This window comes from Leisingera sp. M523, assembly GCF_025141335.1.
Lineage (GTDB): Bacteria > Pseudomonadota > Alphaproteobacteria > Rhodobacterales > Rhodobacteraceae > Leisingera.
In genome coordinates, this window is the sequence record NZ_CP081036.1 from 1,478,933 (window position 1) to 1,499,887 (window position 20,955).

18 protein-coding genes are annotated in these 20,955 nt (G+C 61.5%); 12 read left to right on the plus strand and 6 right to left on the minus strand.

All coding sequences use genetic code 11. From position 1 onward, the window contains the following. Positions 1-3 precede the first annotated feature (3 nt). Positions 4-801, plus strand: coding sequence for a hypothetical protein (locus K3557_RS07350; RefSeq protein ID WP_259998816.1), 798 nt, complete (start codon positions 4-6; stop codon positions 799-801). A gap of 965 nt (positions 802-1,766) precedes the next feature. On the opposite strand, the gene K3557_RS07355 is transcribed toward K3557_RS07350, so the two are convergent. Genes K3557_RS07355 through ccmI form a run of 3 tightly spaced genes read right to left on the minus strand, consistent with a single transcriptional unit; the run spans position 1,767 to position 3,712 of the window. Beyond that, positions 1,767-2,000 (minus strand): DUF1289 domain-containing protein, encoded by a 234-nt coding sequence (locus K3557_RS07355; protein WP_027259205.1) that lies wholly within the window; start codon positions 1,998-2,000, stop codon positions 1,767-1,769. Positions 2,001-2,003: 3 nt separating this feature from the next. Continuing rightward, positions 2,004-2,477: a Holliday junction resolvase RuvX gene (ruvX, locus tag K3557_RS07360; RefSeq protein WP_259998820.1), complete on the minus strand. Its 474-nt coding sequence runs from the start codon at positions 2,475-2,477 to the stop codon at positions 2,004-2,006. Further along, positions 2,474-3,712, minus strand: a complete 1,239-nt coding sequence (ccmI, locus tag K3557_RS07365; RefSeq protein WP_259998822.1) for a c-type cytochrome biogenesis protein CcmI — start codon at positions 3,710-3,712, stop codon at positions 2,474-2,476. The genes ruvX and ccmI overlap by 4 nt, the downstream gene beginning before the upstream one ends. A gap of 198 nt (positions 3,713-3,910) precedes the next feature. On the opposite strand from ccmI, the gene K3557_RS07370 reads away from it, so the two are divergent. From K3557_RS07370 to rarD, 8 genes are all read left to right on the plus strand, one after another. Continuing rightward, positions 3,911-5,155: a sarcosine oxidase subunit beta family protein gene (locus K3557_RS07370; protein ID WP_129371094.1), complete on the plus strand. Its 1,245-nt coding sequence runs from the start codon at positions 3,911-3,913 to the stop codon at positions 5,153-5,155. 85 nt (positions 5,156-5,240) lie between these two features. Then, a complete protein-coding gene (locus K3557_RS07375) occupies positions 5,241-5,582 on the plus strand; it encodes a sarcosine oxidase subunit delta (protein WP_259991778.1) in 342 nt (113 codons plus the stop codon). Positions 5,583-5,631: 49 nt separating this feature from the next. After that, complete coding sequence (locus K3557_RS07380; RefSeq protein WP_259998824.1) at positions 5,632-8,664, plus strand: sarcosine oxidase subunit alpha family protein; 3,033 nt, start codon at positions 5,632-5,634, stop codon at positions 8,662-8,664. Next, positions 8,657-9,223: a sarcosine oxidase subunit gamma gene (locus K3557_RS07385; RefSeq protein WP_259998827.1), complete on the plus strand. Its 567-nt coding sequence runs from the start codon at positions 8,657-8,659 to the stop codon at positions 9,221-9,223. Before K3557_RS07380 ends, K3557_RS07385 begins: the two co-directional genes overlap by 8 nt. Positions 9,224-9,472: 249 nt before the next feature. After that, positions 9,473-9,856 carry a hypothetical protein gene (locus K3557_RS07390; protein WP_259998829.1) on the plus strand — a complete coding sequence of 128 codons (384 nt, stop codon included), beginning with the start codon at positions 9,473-9,475 and terminating at the stop codon, positions 9,854-9,856. A 115-nt stretch (positions 9,857-9,971) separates the two neighbouring features. Continuing rightward, the gene (locus K3557_RS07395) at positions 9,972-10,394 is read left to right on the plus strand and encodes a hypothetical protein (protein ID WP_259998830.1); all 423 of its coding nucleotides are present in this window, start codon (positions 9,972-9,974) and stop codon (positions 10,392-10,394) included. A 302-nt stretch (positions 10,395-10,696) separates the two neighbouring features. Continuing rightward, the gene (locus K3557_RS07400; protein WP_129371089.1) at positions 10,697-11,296 is read left to right on the plus strand and encodes a superoxide dismutase; all 600 of its coding nucleotides are present in this window, start codon (positions 10,697-10,699) and stop codon (positions 11,294-11,296) included. A gap of 111 nt (positions 11,297-11,407) precedes the next feature. Next, on the plus strand, positions 11,408-12,319 hold the full coding sequence (gene rarD, locus K3557_RS07405) for an EamA family transporter RarD (RefSeq protein ID WP_259998832.1): 912 nt from the start codon (positions 11,408-11,410) through the stop codon (positions 12,317-12,319). Here rarD and K3557_RS07410 read toward each other — a convergent pair. After that, entirely contained in the window at positions 12,256-12,807 is a 552-nt protein-coding gene (locus K3557_RS07410; protein ID WP_259998834.1) for a TIGR00730 family Rossman fold protein, read from the minus strand. The genes rarD and K3557_RS07410 overlap by 64 nt on opposite strands. 124 nt (positions 12,808-12,931) lie before the next feature. Here K3557_RS07410 and K3557_RS07415 point away from each other — a divergent pair, with 124 nt between their 5' ends. Both K3557_RS07415 and K3557_RS07420 read left to right on the plus strand, forming a co-directional pair. After that, positions 12,932-14,641 carry a LysM peptidoglycan-binding domain-containing protein gene (locus tag K3557_RS07415; RefSeq protein WP_259998836.1) on the plus strand — a complete coding sequence of 570 codons (1,710 nt, stop codon included), beginning with the start codon at positions 12,932-12,934 and terminating at the stop codon, positions 14,639-14,641. Between the two features lie 97 nt (positions 14,642-14,738). Further along, on the plus strand, positions 14,739-16,568 hold the full coding sequence (locus tag K3557_RS07420; RefSeq protein ID WP_259998839.1) for an ABC transporter ATP-binding protein/permease: 1,830 nt from the start codon (positions 14,739-14,741) through the stop codon (positions 16,566-16,568). A 97-nt stretch (positions 16,569-16,665) separates the two neighbouring features. Here K3557_RS07420 and K3557_RS07425 read toward each other — a convergent pair whose 3' ends face one another. Together K3557_RS07425 and K3557_RS07430 are read right to left on the minus strand one after the other, a co-directional pair. Next, positions 16,666-18,837 carry a methyl-accepting chemotaxis protein gene (locus tag K3557_RS07425; RefSeq protein ID WP_259998841.1) on the minus strand — a complete coding sequence of 724 codons (2,172 nt, stop codon included), beginning with the start codon at positions 18,835-18,837 and terminating at the stop codon, positions 16,666-16,668. Positions 18,838-19,029: 192 nt separating this feature from the next. After that, complete coding sequence (locus K3557_RS07430) at positions 19,030-20,352, minus strand: AcvB/VirJ family lysyl-phosphatidylglycerol hydrolase (protein ID WP_259998843.1); 1,323 nt, start codon at positions 20,350-20,352, stop codon at positions 19,030-19,032. 216 nt (positions 20,353-20,568) lie between these two features. Between K3557_RS07430 and K3557_RS07435 the strand changes: the two genes are divergently transcribed. Further along, entirely contained in the window at positions 20,569-20,895 is a 327-nt protein-coding gene (locus K3557_RS07435; protein WP_259991801.1) for a hypothetical protein, read from the plus strand. The last annotated feature ends 60 nt before the right edge of the window (positions 20,896-20,955 follow it).

The following is a 20,955-nucleotide window of genomic DNA, read 5'->3' on the forward strand; positions in this document are numbered from 1 at the left end:
GCTATGAATACGCAATTCGAACAGTTTCAGGGCAAGGGCTGGGTGCGCTTCGCCCAGGACCGCCAAATGGCCGCCTGGGCCGCGGATGCGTTGCAGCATGGCATCCGGTCGCTGGACGACCCGGCCTGCGCTGAATGGTTCCAGTGCGAACGGACATGGTTCATTGGGGTCGATGCGTTGCCGAATGATGCAGCAGGCCGTCTGCCGGACGGGCCGCCGCTGTCAGGCGCGCCGGTGGAGTTCATCACCCGGAACATCGGTCCCATCCCGGACCTGCACCGGGCGCAGGTGTCCTCGGTCTTTCCCGGCTATCCGCGGCCGCGTCCGGGCGAAGGCGAGGCGGCCTTCCGCTACCGCGTCAAACGCGATGCGGCGCATGTGGACGGGGTGAAAATGTTTGGCGAGCACCGCCGCCGCAAGGTCGAGGAGCCGCACGCCTGGGTGCTGGGGATCCCGCTGAATGAAAGCAGCCCCGATGCCGCGCCCTTGGTGATCTGGGAGGGCAGCCACCACATCATGCGCCGCGCCTTTACTGCCGCGTTTGAGGGGGTGCCGCAGGAAGGCTGGGCGGATGTGGATGTGACCGACGCCTATACGGCTGCGCGCGCCGAGGTGTTCGAGACCTGCCCGCGGATCACTGTGCATGCCAAGCCCGGTGAGTCTTACCTGATGCACCGGCTGTGCCTGCACGGGGTTGCACCCTGGGGCGCGGCGGCAAATGCGCCGGAAGAGGGCCGCATGATTGCATACTTCCGCCCGGAGCTGGCGGATTGGACCAAGGGGTGGCTGGCGGAGGGGTGAGCTGCCAAGGTAAGGGGGAGAAATGCGCGTTCTATTGTGGCATTGCTTGACGCTGACGTTTGGTGACGCCACCATACTTCTGCTAGTTTTTCCGCGTGCGGAAACATAGTTGCAACTGGCGGCCTGTTCAGACGCGGAGACTACACGGATGCAAATCTTGAAAACGCAGTTTCGCGCTGCGCGATAGTGTTTGCCGGTGTGCTGCCGATGGTCGTAACTGACCTTCTTGCCTTTGCCCAATGGTGGAAGAGGCTGGGTCCAAATTTGTAGTGTGCAGTGTCCTGGCTGGCAGTTGCGGGCATTCTGGCCTTAGTGGCGTTGGACTTGCTGACCTCGGTTAGCCCGGCAAACTATGGTTTCCTCACGTTGCCTGTTCTGCTGTTTGCGCTCGGGTTATCGGGGTTTCTGATTTCAAAGAGTTTCGAAATGAAGATGGAGGTATAGGATGCCGGGCAGATCCGACTTTTTTGAGTATTTTATAGCGAACGGCGGATGGTCTTGGCTTGTGAAAGTACTGGTAGTTTGTGCAGCGGTTCAGGTTGCAATGATCTACTACGTGGTCTACGAGCCTGACTACTACCTTCAAAGCAGATCAAGTTACATAATCCCGTATTTTGTGTGGCTTTTTCTGCCATTGTTAACAGGGGTGGTGGTCGTTGATGTGAAGAAATTTGCTTCTCGTAACTAGGTGGTGCCTGCCCGCCCTGAACAAGCCGTAGGCGCCGGGCGAGCGCCTGCCCGTTCCGGCGGGCTGGCGCTTGGGAGAGGGCAGGATATCGCCGCGGCCTGGCAAATACTCGGCAGCGATAAAGCGGCAGTTTCCGACTCTTGCAGCGCCACCCCACGTACAGGCGCGCGCCCTCAGCGAATAGGTCAGCAATCCTGCCTGAATGTTTCGCGCGCGAAACATTGGGTCAGTGCTTATTCCGCATGATTTACAGAACCTTACCCCTCCGCGCGCCGCGCTAACTGCGCTTTAACCGGGCGCTGCGGCCGCCGCGGCGCTTGACCAGTTTGCTGGCGCGCTCCGGCAGATCGTTCATGATGCCGGCACGGTCCTCGTTGGTCATTTTCGACCAGTCGCGGATCTCGTCAATTGTGCGGTAGCAGCCGGTGCAGATGCGCGACTCGGGGTGGACGACGCAGATCTTGATGCAGGGGCTTTGGATCTCGTCCCGTTTCCATACGTCGTCAGTCATCATTCACCCGTTCTTCAAATGCCGCATCCGGTCCAATGCCCCCTGAAGAATATAGGAGGCCGCGACGTGGTCGATAACCTCTGCGCGGCGTTTGCGTGTCGTATCTGCCTCAAGAAGCGCTTTTTCTGCCGCAACGGTGCTGAGGCGTTCGTCCCAGAAACCAATAGGCAGTTCGGTGAGCCGGCCCAGGTTGCGGGCGAAGGAGCGGGTGGATTGGCAGCGCGGCCCCTCAGAGCCGTCCATATTGCGGGGCAGGCCAAGGACGATACCGCTGATGTCGCGTATCGTGATGATTTCCAAAAGGCGGGCGGCGTCCAGTGAGAACTTCTTGCGCTTTACAGTTTCCAGCGGCGTGGCCACAGCGCCGATGCGGTCGGAGACGGCGACGCCGATGGTCTTGGTGCCAAGGTCCAGCCCCATCAGCGCGTGCATCGGCGGCAGGGCGGCGGCGAAATCTTCGAAAACATCGTGGATCATTCTGCAAGTCCCGCCTGTGCTGCGATGGTTTCCAGCAGCGCCAGCGCCTCCTGATCGGCGGCAAAGGCATCACGGGCCTCGCCATAGATGGTGCGGGCGCGGTCGGTGTCGCCCAGAACCGAAAGGGCGCCGATGAGCCGGGCCCATTCTTCTGCCGAGCCGCCTTCGGTTGCCAGCCGGTCCGACAGGCGGGTGACCATGCCACGGATCATCTCCTGCCGGTCCTTAGCGCTGAGCTCGCTGGCGCCGGCCATATCCTCGGCACTGGGGCCGGGCAGCGCGGGGGCGGTGGTGCCGCCGGGTGCAATCGGCTGGTACTCAACACCGGCGCGAAAGGCCATCTCCTCGATCTGACCCTGGATGCCCTTGATCCAGGGGGCGTTCGCGGGGCCTGCACGCAGGGTTGCCGCCCATTCGCGGTAGGCCAGGTCCGGGCGGCCGATCTGCCCCAGCATCAGGCCCCAGTAATAGCGGGCAGGCCCGTGTGCGGGATCAATGGCGCGTGCTTTCTGCAGGTCGGTCTGGGCCTCGGGCGAGACATAGCCGCCGGCGGCCATGATCTTCAACTCGGCCAGTTCAGTGAAGTCGCGGGCATTGACCTGACCCTCTGCCAGCCGGATGTAACTGGTCTTGGCAACATAGGCGGCTTTGAAATTGCCAAGGTTCGCCTCGTGCTGCGCCAGCAGGGCCTGGCCCTGGGCATCGCCCGTACGTTCACTAGCCGTCTTGCGCAGCTGCTCCACCAGTGTGACGTAACCTTCCTCGACCTGCGGCTTGGGCAGGGCGGGCACTTCGGCCTCAGCCTCGGTCTGAGAGGGGCGGTTTTCGGCGCGTTGGCCTGCCAGCTGGATACGGTCCTTCAGGCCCAGGTCGCCATAGCCCGGCGCGCCCAGCTGCCAGTAGATCCCCAGGGTGCCGCCGGTGATCAGCAGCGCTGTTGCTATGCCAAAGACCAGCGACAGGGTGCGGGGTTGCGGGCGGCCTGACTGCGCCTGCTGCAGCTGGGTATCGGCGGCCAGGATGCGGCGGGAAATCTCGGTGCGGATGCGGTCGGCGTCGCCAGTATTGATGACGCCGCGGGCCAGATCCTTGTCCACTTCGCGCAGCTGCTGGCGGTAGACACGCAGGTCGTAGGCCGCGGCGGGTTCGCCCAATGTGCGGGCGCGAATAAGGATCATGGCCAGCAGAAAGGCTGCCGAGAACGCGATAAGGGCGGTGACTGTCCAGAAAATCATGCCGTCTCCGAAGTTTGGGTTGCATCTATATGCGGAGGCGGATGAACAAAAGGGCCAAACTGCCGCGCCCGGACGCCTCCCGTCGGATTGCGACCGTTTCTTATGTCGCAATAACGCAGAAACAGGGCGATAAACGGCACTGGTCTGTTATGCATTTCAGGCATACCCGCTACCAGACACGAACCATCGGATTCGCTCATGAAACGCTATTCAGCTTTTGCCGTCGCGCGGGAAGCCCTGCGCTATCACACCGGATGGGAGCGCGCCTGGCGCTCGCCTGAACCCAAACGCCATTATGATGTCGTCATCGTCGGGGCGGGCGGGCATGGCCTTGCCACTGCCTATTACCTGGGCAAGAATTTCGGCATCACCAATGTCGCAATTATCGAGAAAGGCTGGCTGGGGGGCGGCAATACGGGCCGGAACACAACCATCATCCGCTCGAACTACCTGCAGGACCCGTCCGCTGCGATCTATGAAAAGGCGCGCAGCCTGTATGAGACCATGTCGCAGGATCTGAACTATAACGTGATGTTCAGCCCGCGCGGCGTGATCATGCTGGCCCAGACCGAGCATGAGATCCGCGGTTACAAACGCACTGCGCATGCCAACCTGCAGCAGGGTGTCCCGACTGAGTGGATCACCCCTGAGCGGGTCAAGGAACTGGTGCCGATCATCAACCTGCACGGTCCCCGTTACCCGGTTCTGGGCGGCCTGTGGCAGGAACGCGGCGGCACCGCCCGTCACGATGCGGTGGCCTGGGGTTATGCGCGGGCTTGTTCCGACATGGGCATGGACATCATCCAGCAATGCGAAGTCACCGGCGTGCGCACCGAGAACGGCCGCACCGTGGGTGTCGACACCACCAAGGGCGCGATCGACTGCGACAAGATCGGCATGATCGTTGCGGGTAATGCTTCGGTTCTGGCCGAGCGGGCGGGCTTCCGTCTGCCGATGGAATCGGTGGCCCTGCAGGCGATGGTCTCCGAGCCGATCAAACCCTGCATGGATGTGGTTGTGATGGCCAACACCGTGCACGGCTACATGTCCCAGTCCGATAAGGGCGAGATGGTCATTGGCGGCGGCACCGACGGGTTCAACAACTATACTCAGCGCGGTTCGTTCCACCATATCGAGGAAACCGTGCGCGCCCTGGTTGAAACTTTCCCGATGGTGTCGCGTCTCAAGATGCTGCGCCAGTGGGGCGGCATTGTGGATGTGACCGGCGACCGCTCGCCGATCATCTCGAAAACGCCTGTGCAGAACTGCTTTGTCAACTGCGGCTGGGGTACCGGCGGCTTTAAGTCGATCCCGGGGTCCGGCTGGGCGATGGCAGAGTTGATGGCCACCGGCCATTCGCCGCTGACCGAGGAGTTCTCGATGATGCGCTTCAAAGAAGGCAAGTTCATCGACGAGAGCGTCGCTGCGGGTGTGGCACACTGATGCCGCGCGCCGCCGCAAAATTCTTCGAAGAATTTTGCCAAGGATTTTTGAAAATCCTTGGCCCCCAGTTGGAGAGGTCCGCACAATGCTGATCCTTGAATGCCCTTACTGCGGCGTCAAAGCCGAAGAAACCGAACTGGCCGCGGGCGGCGAAGCGCATCTGAAGCGTTTCGGCCCCGGTTCCTCGGATGATGAGTTCCATGACTACCTGTTCATGCGCGAAAACCCCAAAGGCGTTCATTTTGAACGCTGGCGCCATGCCAATGGCTGCGGCAAGTGGTTCCACGCCGCCCGCTGCACCATGACGCTGGAGGTCTTTGGCACCTACACCGCCCAGACCGCCGTGCCGACGCAGGAGATCATGGACAAGATCACCGCAAAACGCCCCGGCTGGTCCTGGCGCGAATTCTCGGACGGTCAGAAATGATCCGCCGCCTGACTGAAACACCTGCTTTTCTTTTGAAAGGTCTGCGCACATGAGCACGCGTCTTGCCAAGCATGGCCGGCTGATCGACCGCTCCAAACAGATCGCCTTCACCTTCAATGGCAAATCCATGAAGGGTTTTGCCGGCGATACACTGGCGTCCGCCCTTCTGGCCAACGGCCAGGTGATGATGGGCCGTTCGTTCAAATACCACCGCCCGCGCGGCGTTGTCGCATCCGGTTCGGAAGAGCCCAATGCGCTGATGCAGCTGGGTGTGGGCGACCGTTACGAGCCGAACCAGCGCGCCACCACCACCGAGCTGTTCTCGGGGCTGTCGGCGAATTCGCAGAACCACTGGCCCAGCCTGGAGTTCGACGTTCTGTCAATCAACAACAAGCTGTCGCGGTTTCTGACGGCCGGCTTTTATTACAAGATGTTCATCCACCCGCGCCCGCTGTGGAAGCATGTGTATGAGCCGATCATCCGCAAATCCGCCGGTTTGGGCAATGCGCCTGACGCCGAGCTGAAGGATGCCGACACCTACGAGCACTTTTACTTCTTTGCGGATGTGCTGGTGATCGGTGGCGGCGTTGCCGGCCTGCAGGCCGCCAAGGCGGCTGCGGCCACCGGCGCCAAAGTGCTGGTGATGGAGCAGAACAACCATTGGGGCGGCCGGGCACCGGTCGACGGCGGCACCATCGACGGTGAAGCCCCTGACGCCTGGATCGCCAAGACCCTGGCCGAGCTGGGTGCGATGGAGAACGTTACGCTCCGCGACCGCTGCATGGGGTCGGGTGTCTATGACCACGGCTATGCCCTGGGCTATGAGCGTCTGACCGACCACGCGCCGGGCCAGGGCGGTCCGCGCCACCGTCTGTGGCGGGTCCGTGCCAGCCAGATCGTCACCGCAACCGGTGCCATTGAACGGCCGCTGTCCTTTGCGGGCAACGATGTGCCGGGCGTGATGCTGGCTGGTTCGATGCGCGACTACGTGGTGAACTGGGGTGTGAACCCGGGCCAGAAGGTTGTGGTTGCCACCAACAACGACGACGCCTATCGCACCGCATTGGTGCTGCATGAGGCCGGGGTCGAAGTGGTCCGTGTGGTTGACACTCGCGAAACCGGCGGCGGCGAACTGATGGAAGCTGTCCGCGAGAAGGGCATCCGGGTTGAGCTGGGCCGTGCCATTGCCAAGGTGAAGGACGGCAAATGCGTGACCCAGGTCTCCATCTGCGCCCAGAACGGTGAAGGCGGCGCCCGCGAAGACGTCGAAGCAGACGCGGTTGCCATGTCCGGCGGCTGGTCGCCGGTGGTCCACCTGTGGTCCCATTGCGGCGGCAAGCTGACTTGGGATGACAAAAACGCCAACTTCCGCCCCGATGCCTCGCGTCCGCCGCTGGGCCATGACGGCAACGGCTTTGTGGTTCCGGCTGGTGCCGCAAACGGCGAATTCGGCCTGGGTGCGCTGCTGGAAGACGCGGCTGCGGCCGGCGCCAAAGCGGCTGAGGCTGCTGGCTTCCCGGCGAAATCCGTGGCGGCTGCCAAGGGTGTCTCTGAGAATGAGGCGCAGATGGAAGCGGTCTGGCTGATGCCGGCCAAGGCGGACATCAAACTGCGTATGAAGTCCTGGCTGGACTATCAGAACGACGTCAAGGTCTCCGACGTGCAGCTGGCTGCGCGCGAAGGCTATGAAAGCGTCGAGCACACCAAGCGTTACACCACGCTGGGCATGGCGACCGACCAGGGTAAATTGTCCAACATCAACGGTCTGGCGATCCTTGCGGACGCGCTGAACTCGGAAATCCCGTCGGTGGGCACCACCACCTTCCGTCCGCCGTACCACCCGATCTCGATCGGTGCGATTGCAGGTGAAGCACGGGCCGAGATTTTCCAGCCGGTGCGCAAGACACCGATCTATGACTGGATGGACAAGAACGGTGCGGATTGGGAACCCGTTGGCCAGTGGCGCCGCCCGTTTGCGATCACCCAACCCGGTGAGGACCGTCATGCCGCGGTGAACCGCGAGGTGAAGAACACCCGCGAGAACCTTGGCCTGCTGGATGCCTCGACCCTGGGCAAGCTGATTGTCAAAGGGCCGGATGCGGGCAAGTTCCTGGACATGCTCTATACCAACATGATGTCCACGCTGAAGGTCGGCAAATGCCGCTATGGCCTGATGTGCTCGGAGAACGGTTTCCTGATCGACGACGGCGTTGTTGCCCGCATCGACGAGGACACCTTCCTGTGCCACACCACCACTGGCGGTGCCGAAAGCATCCATGGCCACATGGAAGAATGGCTGCAGACCGAATGGTGGGACTGGAAAGTCTATGTTGCCAATGTGACTGAGCAGTATGCGCAGGTTGCCGTGGTCGGCCCCAACGCCCGCAAGGTGCTGGAAAAGCTGAACGCGCAGGCAGGCGGCGGCATGGATCTGTCGAAAGAGGCGCTGCCGTTCATGGAATGGCGCGACGGTCAGATCGGCGGCTTTGATGCCCGTGCTTACCGGATCTCCTTCTCGGGCGAGCTGTCATATGAGATCGCGGTTGCGGCCTCGGAAGGCCAGGCGTTCTGGGATGCGCTGATGGAAGCAGGCAAGGAATTCGGCGTCATGCCTTATGGCACCGAGACCCTGCACATTCTGCGCGCCGAAAAAGGCTTTATCATGATCGGCGACGAGACCGATGGCACCGTGATCCCGCAGGATCTGGGTCTGCATTGGGCGCTGTCGAAGAAGAAGGAAGACTATCTGGGCAAGCGCGCGCAGCTGCGGTCCCACATGGCGGATCCGGACCGCTGGCAGCTGGTTGGCCTGGAAACGGTGGACGGTTCGGTGCTGCCCGACGGCGCCTATGCATTGGGTGAAGGCGTCAACGCCAACGGCCAGCGCAATATGATCGGCCGGGTAACCTCAACCTATCATTCCGCGACCCTGGGCCGCGGTATCGCCATGGGCCTGATCAAACACGGCACCAAGCGGATGGGCGAAGTGGTTGAATTCCCGGGCACTGACGGCAAGACCTACAAAGCCAAGATCGTTGATCCGGTCTTCTACGACAAGGAAGGGGAAAAGCAGAATGTCTAAGGCTGTTTCCGTACTGAACGGCGCGCAGTTCTCCGGCCTGGCCAAGGTCGAGGATGCAGGCCTGCAGGGTATGATCACCCTGCGCGGCGATCTGGAGTCATCGGTTCTGAAGGCGGCTGTCAAGGCCGCCACCGACGCCGAAGTTCCGGCCCGGGGTTCCATCACGGTTGCCGAAAACGGTGCCGCTGCCTGGATGTCGCCGGACGAGCTGCTGCTGCTGGTGCCTTATGAGGATGCGGTTGCCAAAACTGCTGAATTGGCAGGGGCGCTGAAAGGCGAACACGCGCTGGCGGCGAATGTCTCTGACGCCCGTGCCTTCTTCCGCCTGTCGGGTGAAGGTGCGCGAGAGGTACTGGGCAAAGTGAGCCCGGTGGACTTTGACGCTGCGGCATTCAAGGCAGGCCAGTTCCGCCGTTCGCGCCTGGCACAGGTGGCTGGCGCCTACTGGTTGAACGAAGACGGCAGTTTTTACATCGTCTGCTTCCGCTCTGTCGGCGAATATGTGTTCAAATTGCTCAGCACGGCGGCGCATCCGCAAAGTAAAGTGGGTGTTTACTAAAGTTTTCACTCGCTTTTTGCTTGTGACGCCATCACGCGTCATTTACGGTGCCCTGGAGACCTTCCAGGGCATCTTTTTTTGTTTTTCACGTCCCTGGAAGTTTACATTTTTACGATTGCAACTGTTTGATTTGATACCCTTTCTTTCTAGTGGGGGTAGGTTTTGTGACGATGTTTCAGGGAGCGGCTGATGGGTCTGCCGGCATGCGGTATTTTAGCACTGGCTATTTCACTGTCCGGGGGCGGGGCAGTGGCCGAAACAAGCTTTCGCTGCAATCTGAAACCGATTTCCGGCGTTACTTGGGTTCCCGGCCGGATTACCGTGCATTTTTCCGATGATCTCACCACTGCAAAGGTCACTGATGCGGCGTTTGGTGTGTCTGTTGCCGCTAAGGTTTCGCAGCGCAGCGAGACATCTTATGCGATCAGCTGGTCATTGCCCGGGCTTGCTGTGCTGACGGACAGCGGGCAGGCAAAGCCGCGCTTCAGGGCTGTGCTGAACACCGCAAACCTGAAGATGAGCATTCAATCAATCCGCCCCGGCAGCACAGAGCAGCCGCCTCGCGGTTCCGGAACGTGCCGCCGGGAGCCGTCTTTGTCGCTGCTGGCCCAGAACCACATCGGTTGGAACTAAACGCGTGTACTGACTTGGCGGGGTTATCTGTTCTGGCGGTGCAACTGCAGATTGCCATTGCATCGAAGCTGGTATCCCTGCATCACTGCGCTGCATCAAAAATGGACCCATCTGAATGAAACAATATCTATTGGCTGCATCCATTGTGTTGACAGCAGCGTCCTCCGCAGCAGCGGGAGATAAGGGCTCGACCACGTATGATTGCGAGGTCAAGTCGTTTACAAATAAGGGCTGGATTCCCCCAAGGGTCATAGTCGTTGTCGACAATCTGGAGCAGACAGCGCAGGTTTATGACGGGATCATTCATACAGTGTACGGCGAACCTCAATCTGCTGAAGTGAAGCCGCGGGACGAAAAGTCGCTGTTCCTGAATTGGCGTGTGGAAGGTATTCCAGTGGGGAATGTCAATACGACCGCAAAGGCACAATATTCAGGCATTCTGAACAAGAAAAACAACACGTTGTCGGTGCGTGCGTTACTCTCCGAGTTCGGCAACGAACCGCGCGGCAGGGGCAAGTGCAAGGTCAAAAAAGGTTAACCTTGCAGATCCGCCCCGGTTATTCATTGCAGCCTGGCGCCTTCCAGTAGAGGAGGTCCGGATTCCGTGGGATTGGTCCGCCGGGGTTTCGGGCTTAGAAGGGCAGAACCCCGGTTCGACGATGAACGTGATGGCCGTGCGCGCAATGGAGCTGAATCTCCTTATGGCCAGCGCCGGATGCCGGTCAGGTTGAAATCTGCACATAGACCTTGCGCGGAAATGGGGCCTTGGCTCTTGACCTGATAGCGCGCGCACAGCATGTATCTGCGCAGGAACGCAAACTTTTTTCACAGGGGGCCCAAATGGCTTTTGAACTTCCCGATCTTCCTTATGCACACGACGCCCTGGCTGCCAAAGGCATGTCGGCCGAGACCCTGGAATACCACCACGACCTGCACCACAAGGCCTATGTCGATAACGGCAACAAGCTGATCGCCGGCACCGAGTGGGACGGCAAGTCGCTGGAGGAGATCATCAAAGGCACTTATGACGCCGGTTCCGTTGCCCAAAACGGTATCTTCAACAACATTTCGCAGCTGTGGAACCACAACCAGTTCTGGGAAATGATGGGCCCGGGCGCCAGCGCAATGCCGGGCGAGCTGGAAAAGGCGCTGGTCGAGTCGTTCGGCTCGGTTGACGAGTTCAAGTCGCAGTTCTCTGCAGCAGGCGCCGGTCAGTTCGGTTCCGGCTGGGCCTGGCTGGTTAAGAACGCCGACGGGTCGCTGGCAGTGACCAAAACCGAAAACGGCGTCAACCCGCTGTGCTTCAACCAGACCGCACTGTTGGGCTGCGATGTGTGGGAACACTCCTATTACATCGATTTCCGCAACAAGCGTCCGGCTTACCTGACCAACTTCCTGGACAATCTGGTGAACTGGGAAAACGTCGCCTCGCGGATGTAAGTCCTGAGCGGCATGAATTCTGGAGCGCCCGGTCACCCGACCGGGCGTTTCTTGTTTGGACCGGCGGCTGGCGCGTATTGCGCACGGCCCGCCGGAACGGGGGGAACGGTGATGACAGAGGCAGCCAAGGGCATACTGGCAATGGTCTCGGCCTGCGTGGTCTGGGGGCTGTCGGGGATCTACTACAATGCTTTGTCGCATGTGCCGCCGGAACAGGTGCTGTCGCACCGGGCTTTGTGGTCGTTTCTGTTTTTTGCCGGCGTGCTGCTGTTTCAGGGCCGGATCGGCACCTTTACGGCAGCTTTCACCAGCAGGCGAAGCACATTGTTTCTGGTTCTCGCAACAGCGATGATCTCGCTCAACTGGTTTGTGTTCATCTCTTCAGTGCAGACCGGTTATGCCACCGAGGCGAGCCTGGGGTATTATATCTTTCCGTTGCTGAGCGTACTTCTGGGGCGGCTGGTCTTCGGTGAGCAGCTGACCCGGGCGCAGGTCGCGGCAGTCGGGCTGGCGGCACTGGCGGTTGCGGTGCTGTCCTTCGGGCTGGGCGCAGCGCCCCTGATTCCGCTGGTGCTGGCGGTTAGCTTTGCCCTTTATGGCGTTGCGAAGAAACAGATTCCATTAGGTCCGGTGGTGTCTGTCACCGCCGAAGTGCTGCTGATCCTGCCGGTGGCGCTGGCGGTGATCTGGTTCACCGGCGGCGCGGGTTTTCTGGACGGCACTTTGACCGCTGTGATGCTGGCGTTTTCCGGCATCCTGACCGGGCTGCCGCTGATCCTGTTCAGCTATGCCGCCAAACGGGTGCGGCTGGGTACGGTGGGTGTGTTGCAGTACCTGAACCCGACACTGCAGTTCCTGGTAGCAGTGCTGGTCTTTGCCGAGCCATTCACCCCCTGGCACAGCGCCGCCTTTGCGCTGATCTGGAGCGCGGTTGCGGTGTTCTCGTTCTCGGCCCTGCGTCAGGAACGTGCGTCGCGCAGGGCGGCAATGGCCGCGACCGGGGTGTCAGCCCAGGCCAGATAATCGGCGGTGTCCTGACCGGCAAAGCCCTGGCTGACGATATGGTCCAGCAGGTCGCGCAGCTTGTCCCAGTAACCAGCGGTGTTCAGAATCACGATGGGCTTGCCGTGCAGGCCCAGCTGGCGCCAGGTGAGCGCCTCGAACAGCTCATCCAGCGAGCCGGCGCCGCCGGGCAGCACCACCACCGCATCGGCGTTCCACAGCATGACCTTTTTGCGTTCATGCATGGTCTCGGTGACGACATAGATGCTGAGATCGGATTTGCCGACTTCGCGCTTTTCCAGGTGGCCGGGGATCACGCCAAAGGTTTCGCCGCCCGCGGCCTGGGCGGCGCGGGCGACCTCTCCCATCAGTCCGACATCGCCGGCGCCATAGACCAGCCGCATCCCGTTTGCAGCGAGTGCAGTGCCAAGATCCTGTGCGGCTTGGGTATAAGCGGGCAGCGCTCCGGCACGGGAGCCGCAATAGACACAGACGGATTTGATGCTCATCGGCCAGCCTTTCCGTGGAATTTCAAAGTGAAACGCAATTGGTGTTTTGACCCGTGATAGCGGGATTGGTAGGTTTGCTCAACTAAGCGGAAGGTAACATTCCGCAAATGCCGAAGGGATCGAAATGGCGGAAGCATCTGGAAGCGGGGGCCTGGGGGCCCTCACAATTGGCGGTATTGCCGGCGTGGCCGTGGTGCTGGGCGGCGTGGTGCTGTTCCAGCTTGGGGTGTTCGGCAGCGGCCAGCCAGGCAGCGGGACGCCGGACGGGCAGGCGGGCGGCCAGGCTGCAAATGGCGGCGCCGCATTCACGGGGGATGGAGATGAATCCGGCCAGCCGCTGCAGAACCGGCCATGGACCGAAGCTGAAAGTGCGGAAACTGAAACTGCAATTGCGGCTCCTGACGCCTCAGGTGATGAGGCTGAACCTGGCACCCCGTCAGCAGCCGCGACGGCTGCGGACCCGGAACCAATGCCGGAGGCCGCCGCTGTAGCAGGATCTGCTGAAACAGCGGCTGCTGACAGCCCGGCGCAATTTGAAGAGCAGCTGGTAACTGCTGAGGCTGAAACTGAAATTCCACCAGAACAAACTGCCGGGGCAAAGGCGCAGCCGGAACAGATCGCCTTGGCCGAACCTGCGGTTGATGCGCCGGACGCCGGTCAAGCGGCACCGCAGGCGCCAGATGCCGAGGACGGTGTTTTTGTTCTAGAGGCCCCCGAACTGGATCTGGTGCGGGTCGATACTGAGGGTGCAGCAGTGATTGCAGGGCGCGCGCAGGCGGGGGTGCGTGTTTCGGTCTTGCTGGACGGCGAAGTGCTGGAGCAGCTGGAAGTGCCGGCGGGCGGTGAATTCGTCTCTCTGACCACGATTGCGCCAAGTGGTGATGCAAGGGTGGTGTCGCTTCTGGCCGAACATGACGGGCAGACAAACGCCTCGGGGGCGTCGTTTATCCTGGCGCCGGCGGGTCCGGTTGCGCCCGTTGAAATGGCGGATGCAGCCGCCCAGACGGCGCAGTCTGCAGAAACCGGAGCTGCACAGGCAGAGGCTGCGGAATCTGACGTCACCGCGCAAACTCAGGAACAGGTTGCGGCCCTGGACCTTGCAGCGGAGGGTGACGCGCAGCAGACTGCTGCCGAAGCCTCGGTTGCAGGAACGCCGGGTGCAGGCAACACTGTAGCGGGCACGGGGCAGTCAGCAGAAGCGTCCGGAGCTGAGGCATCGGCTACTGCAGCAAAGGTTGTGCCAGCCGGCGAACCCGAGGCGCCGCAACCGCAGGGCCAGACCGTGGCCGTTCTGAGGGCGGATGCGGATGGCATCGAGGTGGTGCAGCCGGCAATTCCTGCCGATCCGGAATTGAGCGACGAAGTGGCATTGGATTCAATCAGCTACAACGGCAGCGGCGGGGTTGAGCTGTCGGGACGGGCGCAGCCGCAATCACAGGTGCGGGTCTATGTTGACAACCGGCCGGTGGCCGAGCTGGGTGCCGCGGCAGACGGGCGCTGGAGCGGCCGGCTGGAGGATGTGGCGCCAGGCATTTACACCCTGCGCCTGGACGAGGTCGAACCGGCAAGTGGTGCGGTGGTCAGCCGTCTGGAAACCCCGTTCAAACGCGAAGCGCCCGAAACACTGCCGCAACCGGGCGGCGACGCAACGCCGGATCAGCCAGTGCCATTGATTCAGGCGGTTACAGTGCAGAAGGGCGATACGCTTTGGGCGATTTCGCAGCAGAAATACGGCAGCGGTTTTCTGTATGTCCGGGTTTTTGAGGCCAACCGCGGCGCGATCCGCAATCCCGACCTGATTTATCCGGGGCAAGTCTTTACTGTTCCAGAGTAACACCAAAGAACCGCGCCCCTGCGGCGCGTTTTTCCTGTCCGCCCCTCGCAAATCCGTGAACAGGTGAATATCTGAAGGGGTCAAGCCAGGAACCGCCATGACCCAGACAGACCAGGCCGCCGTGCCGCTGCAAGCCGAAACCGCCGAAGACGAACGCCGCTCCGGCCTGCGCACCTTACGCAGGGTGGGGCCGTATCTGTGGCCCAAGGATAACCGCGCTGTGAAGGTCCGGGTGGTGCTGGCACTTGCGGTGCTGGTCCTGGCCAAGCTGATCGCGGTCTATACGCCGATGCTGTACAAGGACGCGGTCGACAGCCTCGCCGGGGAGGGCGTGCCGCCGCTGGCTTTGGGCGCCGTCGGGCTGACGGTGGCCTATGGCATGTCGCGGGTCCTGACCACTGGCTTTCAGCAGCTGCGCGATGCAATCTTTGCCCCGGTCGGGCAGCGTGCCCTGCGGCGTTTGGCGCTGGAGACCTTTACCCATATCCACCGCCTGTCGATGCGCTATCACATCACCCGCAAGACCGGGGGGCTCAGCCGGATCATCGAGCGCGGGGTGAAGGGCGTCGAATTCCTGCTGCGGTTCATGCTGTTTTCCATCGGACCGCTGATCCTGGAGCTGACGCTGGTGGCGGTGATCCTGACGGTGTTGTTTGACGCCTGGTATCTGGCAGCCGTGGCCGGGACCATCACGCTTTATGTCTGGTTCACTTTTGCGGTGACCGAATGGCGGGTGAAGCTGCGCCGCGAGATGAACAAGCAGGACACCGACGCCAATCAAAAGGCAATCGACAGCCTGCTGAACTACGAGACGGTCAAATATTTCGTTGCCGAGGAACGCGAGGCGGCGCGTTATGACGGGGCGATGCGGGGCTATGCGCAGGCGGCGCTGAAAACAGCCTATTCGCTGGCAGCTCTGAATTTCGGCCAGAGTATGATTATTACTGCGGGCCTTATCGGGGTCATGGTGATGGCCGCGATCGGGGTGGAGCGGGGGGCGCTGACGGTCGGCGATTTTGTCATGGTCAACGCCTACATGATCCAGATCACCGTGCCGCTGAACTTCCTGGGCACAGTTTACCGCGAAATCCGCCAAAGCCTGGTGGACATGGGCGAGATGTTCGATCTTCTGGAGCAGCCCGCCGATGTAAGCGACCGGCCGGGGGCTGGCGAGCTGCAGGTCAATGGCGGCCGGATCACGCTGGAGGATGTGCGGTTTTCCTATGATGCCGGACGCGAGATCCTGAAAGGTGTCTCGCTGGAGGCAGAGCCTGGACAGACGGTGGCGATTGTCGGCTCTACCGGATCAGGGAAATCGACCATCGGACGGCTGCTGTTCCGCTTTTACGACGTCACCGGCGGTGCGCTGAAGATCGACGGGCAGGACGTGCGCGACGTGAGCCAGAAAAGCCTGCACCACGCGATTGGTGTGGTGCCGCAGGACACCGTGCTGTTCAACGACACGATCCGTTACAACATCGCCTATGGCCGCGATGGGGCCACTCAGGCCGACGTGGAGCAAGCGGCGCGCGACGCGCAAATCCATGACTTCATCGCAGCCCTGCCAGAGGGCTACGGCACCCAGGTCGGTGAGCGCGGACTGAAACTGTCGGGCGGCGAAAAGCAGCGGGTTGGCATTGCCCGCACATTGCTGAAGAACCCGCCGGTGCTGCTACTGGACGAGGCAACCTCGGCGCTGGACACCGACACCGAGCAGGAGATCAAGGAAGCGCTGGCGCGGGCCGGGCAGGGGCGCACCGTGATTACCATCGCGCACCGCCTGTCAACCATCGCCGAAGCGGACCGGATTGTGGTGCTGGAACAGGGAGAAATTTCCGAGACCGGCACGCACGACGAACTGCTGGCGCAGGATGGCCGCTATGCCCGGCTGTGGCAGCGCCAGCAGGCGGAAAAGGACACGGCCTGACGATAAGCCGCGGAAAGGACAGCAAACGCAAATCGCTCACGGAAAAAGGCCGGTTCAGCAACCGGCCTTTCCTGCTTTGTGCAGTATAAAACCGGGCTTAGAAATCGTCCCAGCCTGCGTTTGCTGCTTTGGCAGGCATCGGAATTGCTGAATCGAATTCGATATCTTCACCATGTGCGCTGGGACCTGCCGGCGCTGTGTCTGCGGATGTGCTGCGCGCGGCCGGGGCGGCCAGCCCGGCAATTTTGAATTGAGCCACAACCTCTGCCAGCTTACCCGCATCGGTGTGCAGCATATGGCCGGCAGCGGTGGCTTCTTCGACCATGGCGGCATTTTGCTGGGTGACTTGATCCAGCTGGCTGACGCCGGTGTTGATCTCGCTCAGGCCGGTTGACTGCTCGGCAGCGCCTTCGGCAATGTTGGACACCAGTTCCGAGACAGTGTTGACGCGGCCCACAATGCTGGTCAGCGCCTCGCCGGTTTCCCCAACCAGATCGACCCCTTGTTTCACATGTTTGGAGCTGTCGCCGATCAGCGTCTTGATCTCGGTTGCCGCATCAGCAGAGCGCTGCGCCAAAGCCCGGACTTCGGAGGCGACAACGGCAAAACCCTTGCCGGCTTCCCCGGCTCGGGCAGCCTCGACACCTGCATTCAGGGCCAGAAGATTGGTCTGGAAAGCGATATCGTCGATGACCGAGATGATCTGTGAGATTTTGGCCGAAGACTGCTCGATCTCGTTCATTGCGGCAACCGCGTTTCGCACCACTTCGCTGCTGCCTTCGGCTTCCTCGCGGGCTTCCTGCATGGTGTGCTCGACGTCGCGGGCACCCTCGGCTGAGGATTTAACCGAAGACGTCAGCTGTTCCAGCGCAGCGGCGGTTTCTTCCAGCGTGGCGGCCTGGCTTTCTGTGCGGTTCGACAAGTCGTCCGAGGCGGTGCTGATTTCGGTTGCGCCGTTGTGGATGCTGCTGGTGGCCGAGATCACCTGTGTGATGGTTTCCTTCAGCGTGGCGACTGTTGTGTTGAAGCTTTGGCGCAGCTGATCATATTCTTCCGGGAACACCTCGACGATGGTGCATTCGAGATCACGGTTGGAGAGGCGGGCGAGGTTTTCTTCAAGTTTGCCGACGACGGCTCCGCGATCGGCGATGCGGCTGGCCTCGATGGAGGCGAGCTTGTCTTCAGCTTCTGCCAGCGCAGCACGGGTTTGTTCCATTGCCCGGCTGAGCTTGCCGACTTCGGTGTTGGACTGCAGATACGCCGGCTCAAAATCGAATTCCTTGCGGGAGAGTCTGTCAAGGTCTGCCTGAAGGGCGCCGAACTGCCTGGTGAAAGTCATGATCAGGCGCAGACCGATGGTGCCGCTGACAACCAGCGACACGGCGACCGCAACCAGGGTGAGGATCATTGCCTGGCGGGCATTGCTTGCTTCCTCGACCGTGAGGGCAATCATTGCACCGGTGACAGTGTTTTCCACATCCCTGAGAGAGCTGACCCAGCGGGTTGCCCGGTCAAACCAGTTTTGCGACGTATACCCCGGTGCCGGGTTGCCCGGGCCTGCATCCAGAACTTCGGCGCGGATGCCGGGCAGCCCGGTTGCCTCCAGGCCCCCACGGATACCCAGCTCCGGCATCAACCCGTCAAAGGCAAGGCCTGCGATGTCGAGAAGCTGTTTCTCCACGGCTGCGGTTCCGGTGAACCAGCGGTAGATGTTCGAGTTGAAACTGCCCTTGCCAAAGCCGGATGCCCCCGCAGCCCGCTGCTGGCCTGCAGCTTCCTTGGCGTAGGCCAGGCTGACCAGGCCGGCGCTGTATTGCACCACTTCTGCGTTCTTCATTTGCAGCAGCTGTGCGCTGGTATCCCGTAAAAGGCTGGCAATCATTGCGGAATAGCGGGCACCCATCTGACCTGGTGTCAATGTTTGAGCGGTGACGGAGTCACGCAGCGCGGCAAGCTGCTCCAGGTTCTTCAGCGTGGAGGCTGCTGTCTGCGGCACATTTTGCGCCGCCCCGTCCACCTCGGCTCTGGTGCTGTTCAGATCGGCTGCACCCGATCGGTTGCCCGAGGACAGATAAACTGCGGACAGGCCGCGCTCAACCTGCAGGAAGTGGATGACTTTCATCAATGCAACGGATTCGCTGGTCTGTGCCCGCGAGGATTGCGCACTTTGGTAGCGGTCCCAATCCGACAGAGCCTTAAAGCTTCCGATACCGGCGAGCGCGATGAATGGGATAGCGATAAGTGCCAGGATTTGCGATCGTAATGACATTTCATTTCCTCAACAAAAAAACACGCAAAGAGGGATGCAGTACACTTAGATGCATCTCTGACATGTAAGAAATAACATTTTGTGAACTGCGGGAGGGGCGGAATTTCTGCAGCTGAGCAGACGCTTTCTGATGGGAGCCTGGCTGCAACTGCTCCATTGGTTAAACCGCAGCAGATCGGGCCAATCCGCCGCCTAATTGGCAGTTCCGGCAAGTGCTGAAAGGGTGCGAACGATGCGGGCGTGGTCATTGCCTAGATGGTGGCCGCCCTCAAAAACCACCTGCTGCGGTCCTGGCAAGCTGGAAACCGGGCAGGCGCTGACGGTCTCTTTGCGGCCATACAGGCATAAAATCCGTTCGGGCGGCAGGCTGGCGGCCAAGGCGTCAATGGCCGGGGCCACCTCAACCGAGCCGGTCTTCCGGCCCAGCCACCCGCCAACGACGATTTCAAATCCGGTGTGCGTCTCCGGTGCAATCAGGCCGACACCTGCCAGCCGTGCCCGAAAACGCTCCGGCAGCTCAACGGCGGCGAAGGGCAGGGTGTTGGCGCCAAGCGAGAACCCCAGCAGCAGCACCTTGTCCCGCCCGAATACAGTGCGGAAATGTGCGTCTATGCGGACAAGATCCGCGGCGATCTGGTCCGGGCGTTTTTCCTGCCACATGTAACGCAGGCTGGAGATGCCGGCCACCGGAATGCCCCGTGCTGCCAGCCGGTCGGACACCTGCTCGTCAAAATTGGCCCAGCCGCCGTCGCCGGACAGAAAGATGGCGTAGGTGCCGCTGGCAGGCGCATCCGCATCCTGGTGAATAGTAAGAGGCAGACCGTCCAGGCCGGAACCTGCGGCGGCGGTCTGGGTGTCAAAAGCGTGATCGGTGCCCGCAAGGCGCAGGTAGCTTTGATAAAACGCGCGGCGCGGGTCGGATTCCGGATCGACCACGGTGGCGCCGGCAATGCCGTTGGCGGCGGAGACGGTTCCCGGCTGCGCGATGTCCAGCCATCGCACCGGGGCCTTTCCCGCCTGCGCGTCTGTCAGCGCGTTGCCTGCGCAGAGCACAGGGGACGCGTCGAAGTGCACGGTGACCAGCCCCTTGAAGCTGTTGGGCGCGGCGCCGGCGGCGTGGAGGGCGATGGCCGCGCCCTCGCCATAGCCGGACAGAACCGGCGTGCGGGCCAGGGCGCCCTGCTGCTGCTGGGTGCGGCGGGCGAGGCCGGACAAAAGCGGTGCGGCGGCAGCACAATCCCCGCCGGCCTGCGACAGCAGCGCCCGCCCGTCCACGCCGATAACCAGGGTATGCATGTCCGACAGGCGCTGCGCCCGGGCGGCCAGCTCATTGTTCCAGCCTTCGGCGCCGGTGATGATCAGCGCTGTCGAGCGGGCCTCCTTGCCGTCCGGAGTTATGACAGCGGATGGCTGCAGCCCGCGTGCATCCGGTTGTCCGGGATAGGTACCGGCGGTGAGAAACAACAGGGCCGCGGCCCAGGCGAACCCTTTGCGGAGATCAAGTTGCCGTGCCATGTGCTGCTTTCCGGGACTTATCCTCGTTTACCGGCAGAATATGCATAACTTTCCTGCGGAACCGTGAACAGCGCCGGGGTCTTGCCAGGCGGAAGTTTACGCTGGGGAAGCCGTAAGCAGCTTTCCCCATTGACCGGCAAAGCGACGTACCTAAAGTGCTGCCATTCCGGGATCAGCGGCACGGGCGCCGGCTGACCTGATCGAAAGGACAATCAGATGAAGACCCTTCTACCTGCCGCCGCAGCGGCTGCCCTCCTGGCCTTTCAGGCTCCGGCCTTTGCCGAAGACCTGGAATTCCTGCTGATCAATGACAGCAGCGCCGATTTGGTTGAATTCAATGTATCCCCGGCGTCTTCCAGCAATTGGGAAGACAATCTGATGGATGGCGGCTATCTGGCGCCAGGTTATGAGATCGGTGTGGTGATTGCCGATGGCGCAACCACCTGCGTCTACGACATCCGCGGCAGCTTTGACGATGGATCCGAAGCAGAAGACTTTGGTCTCGATCTGTGTGATCTGGGTGAATACACCTTTACCGACTGATCCGGGCAACGGCTGGGCGCGCTCCGGCTGCTGCAAAGAAAAGCCCCGCCGGAGCGGGGC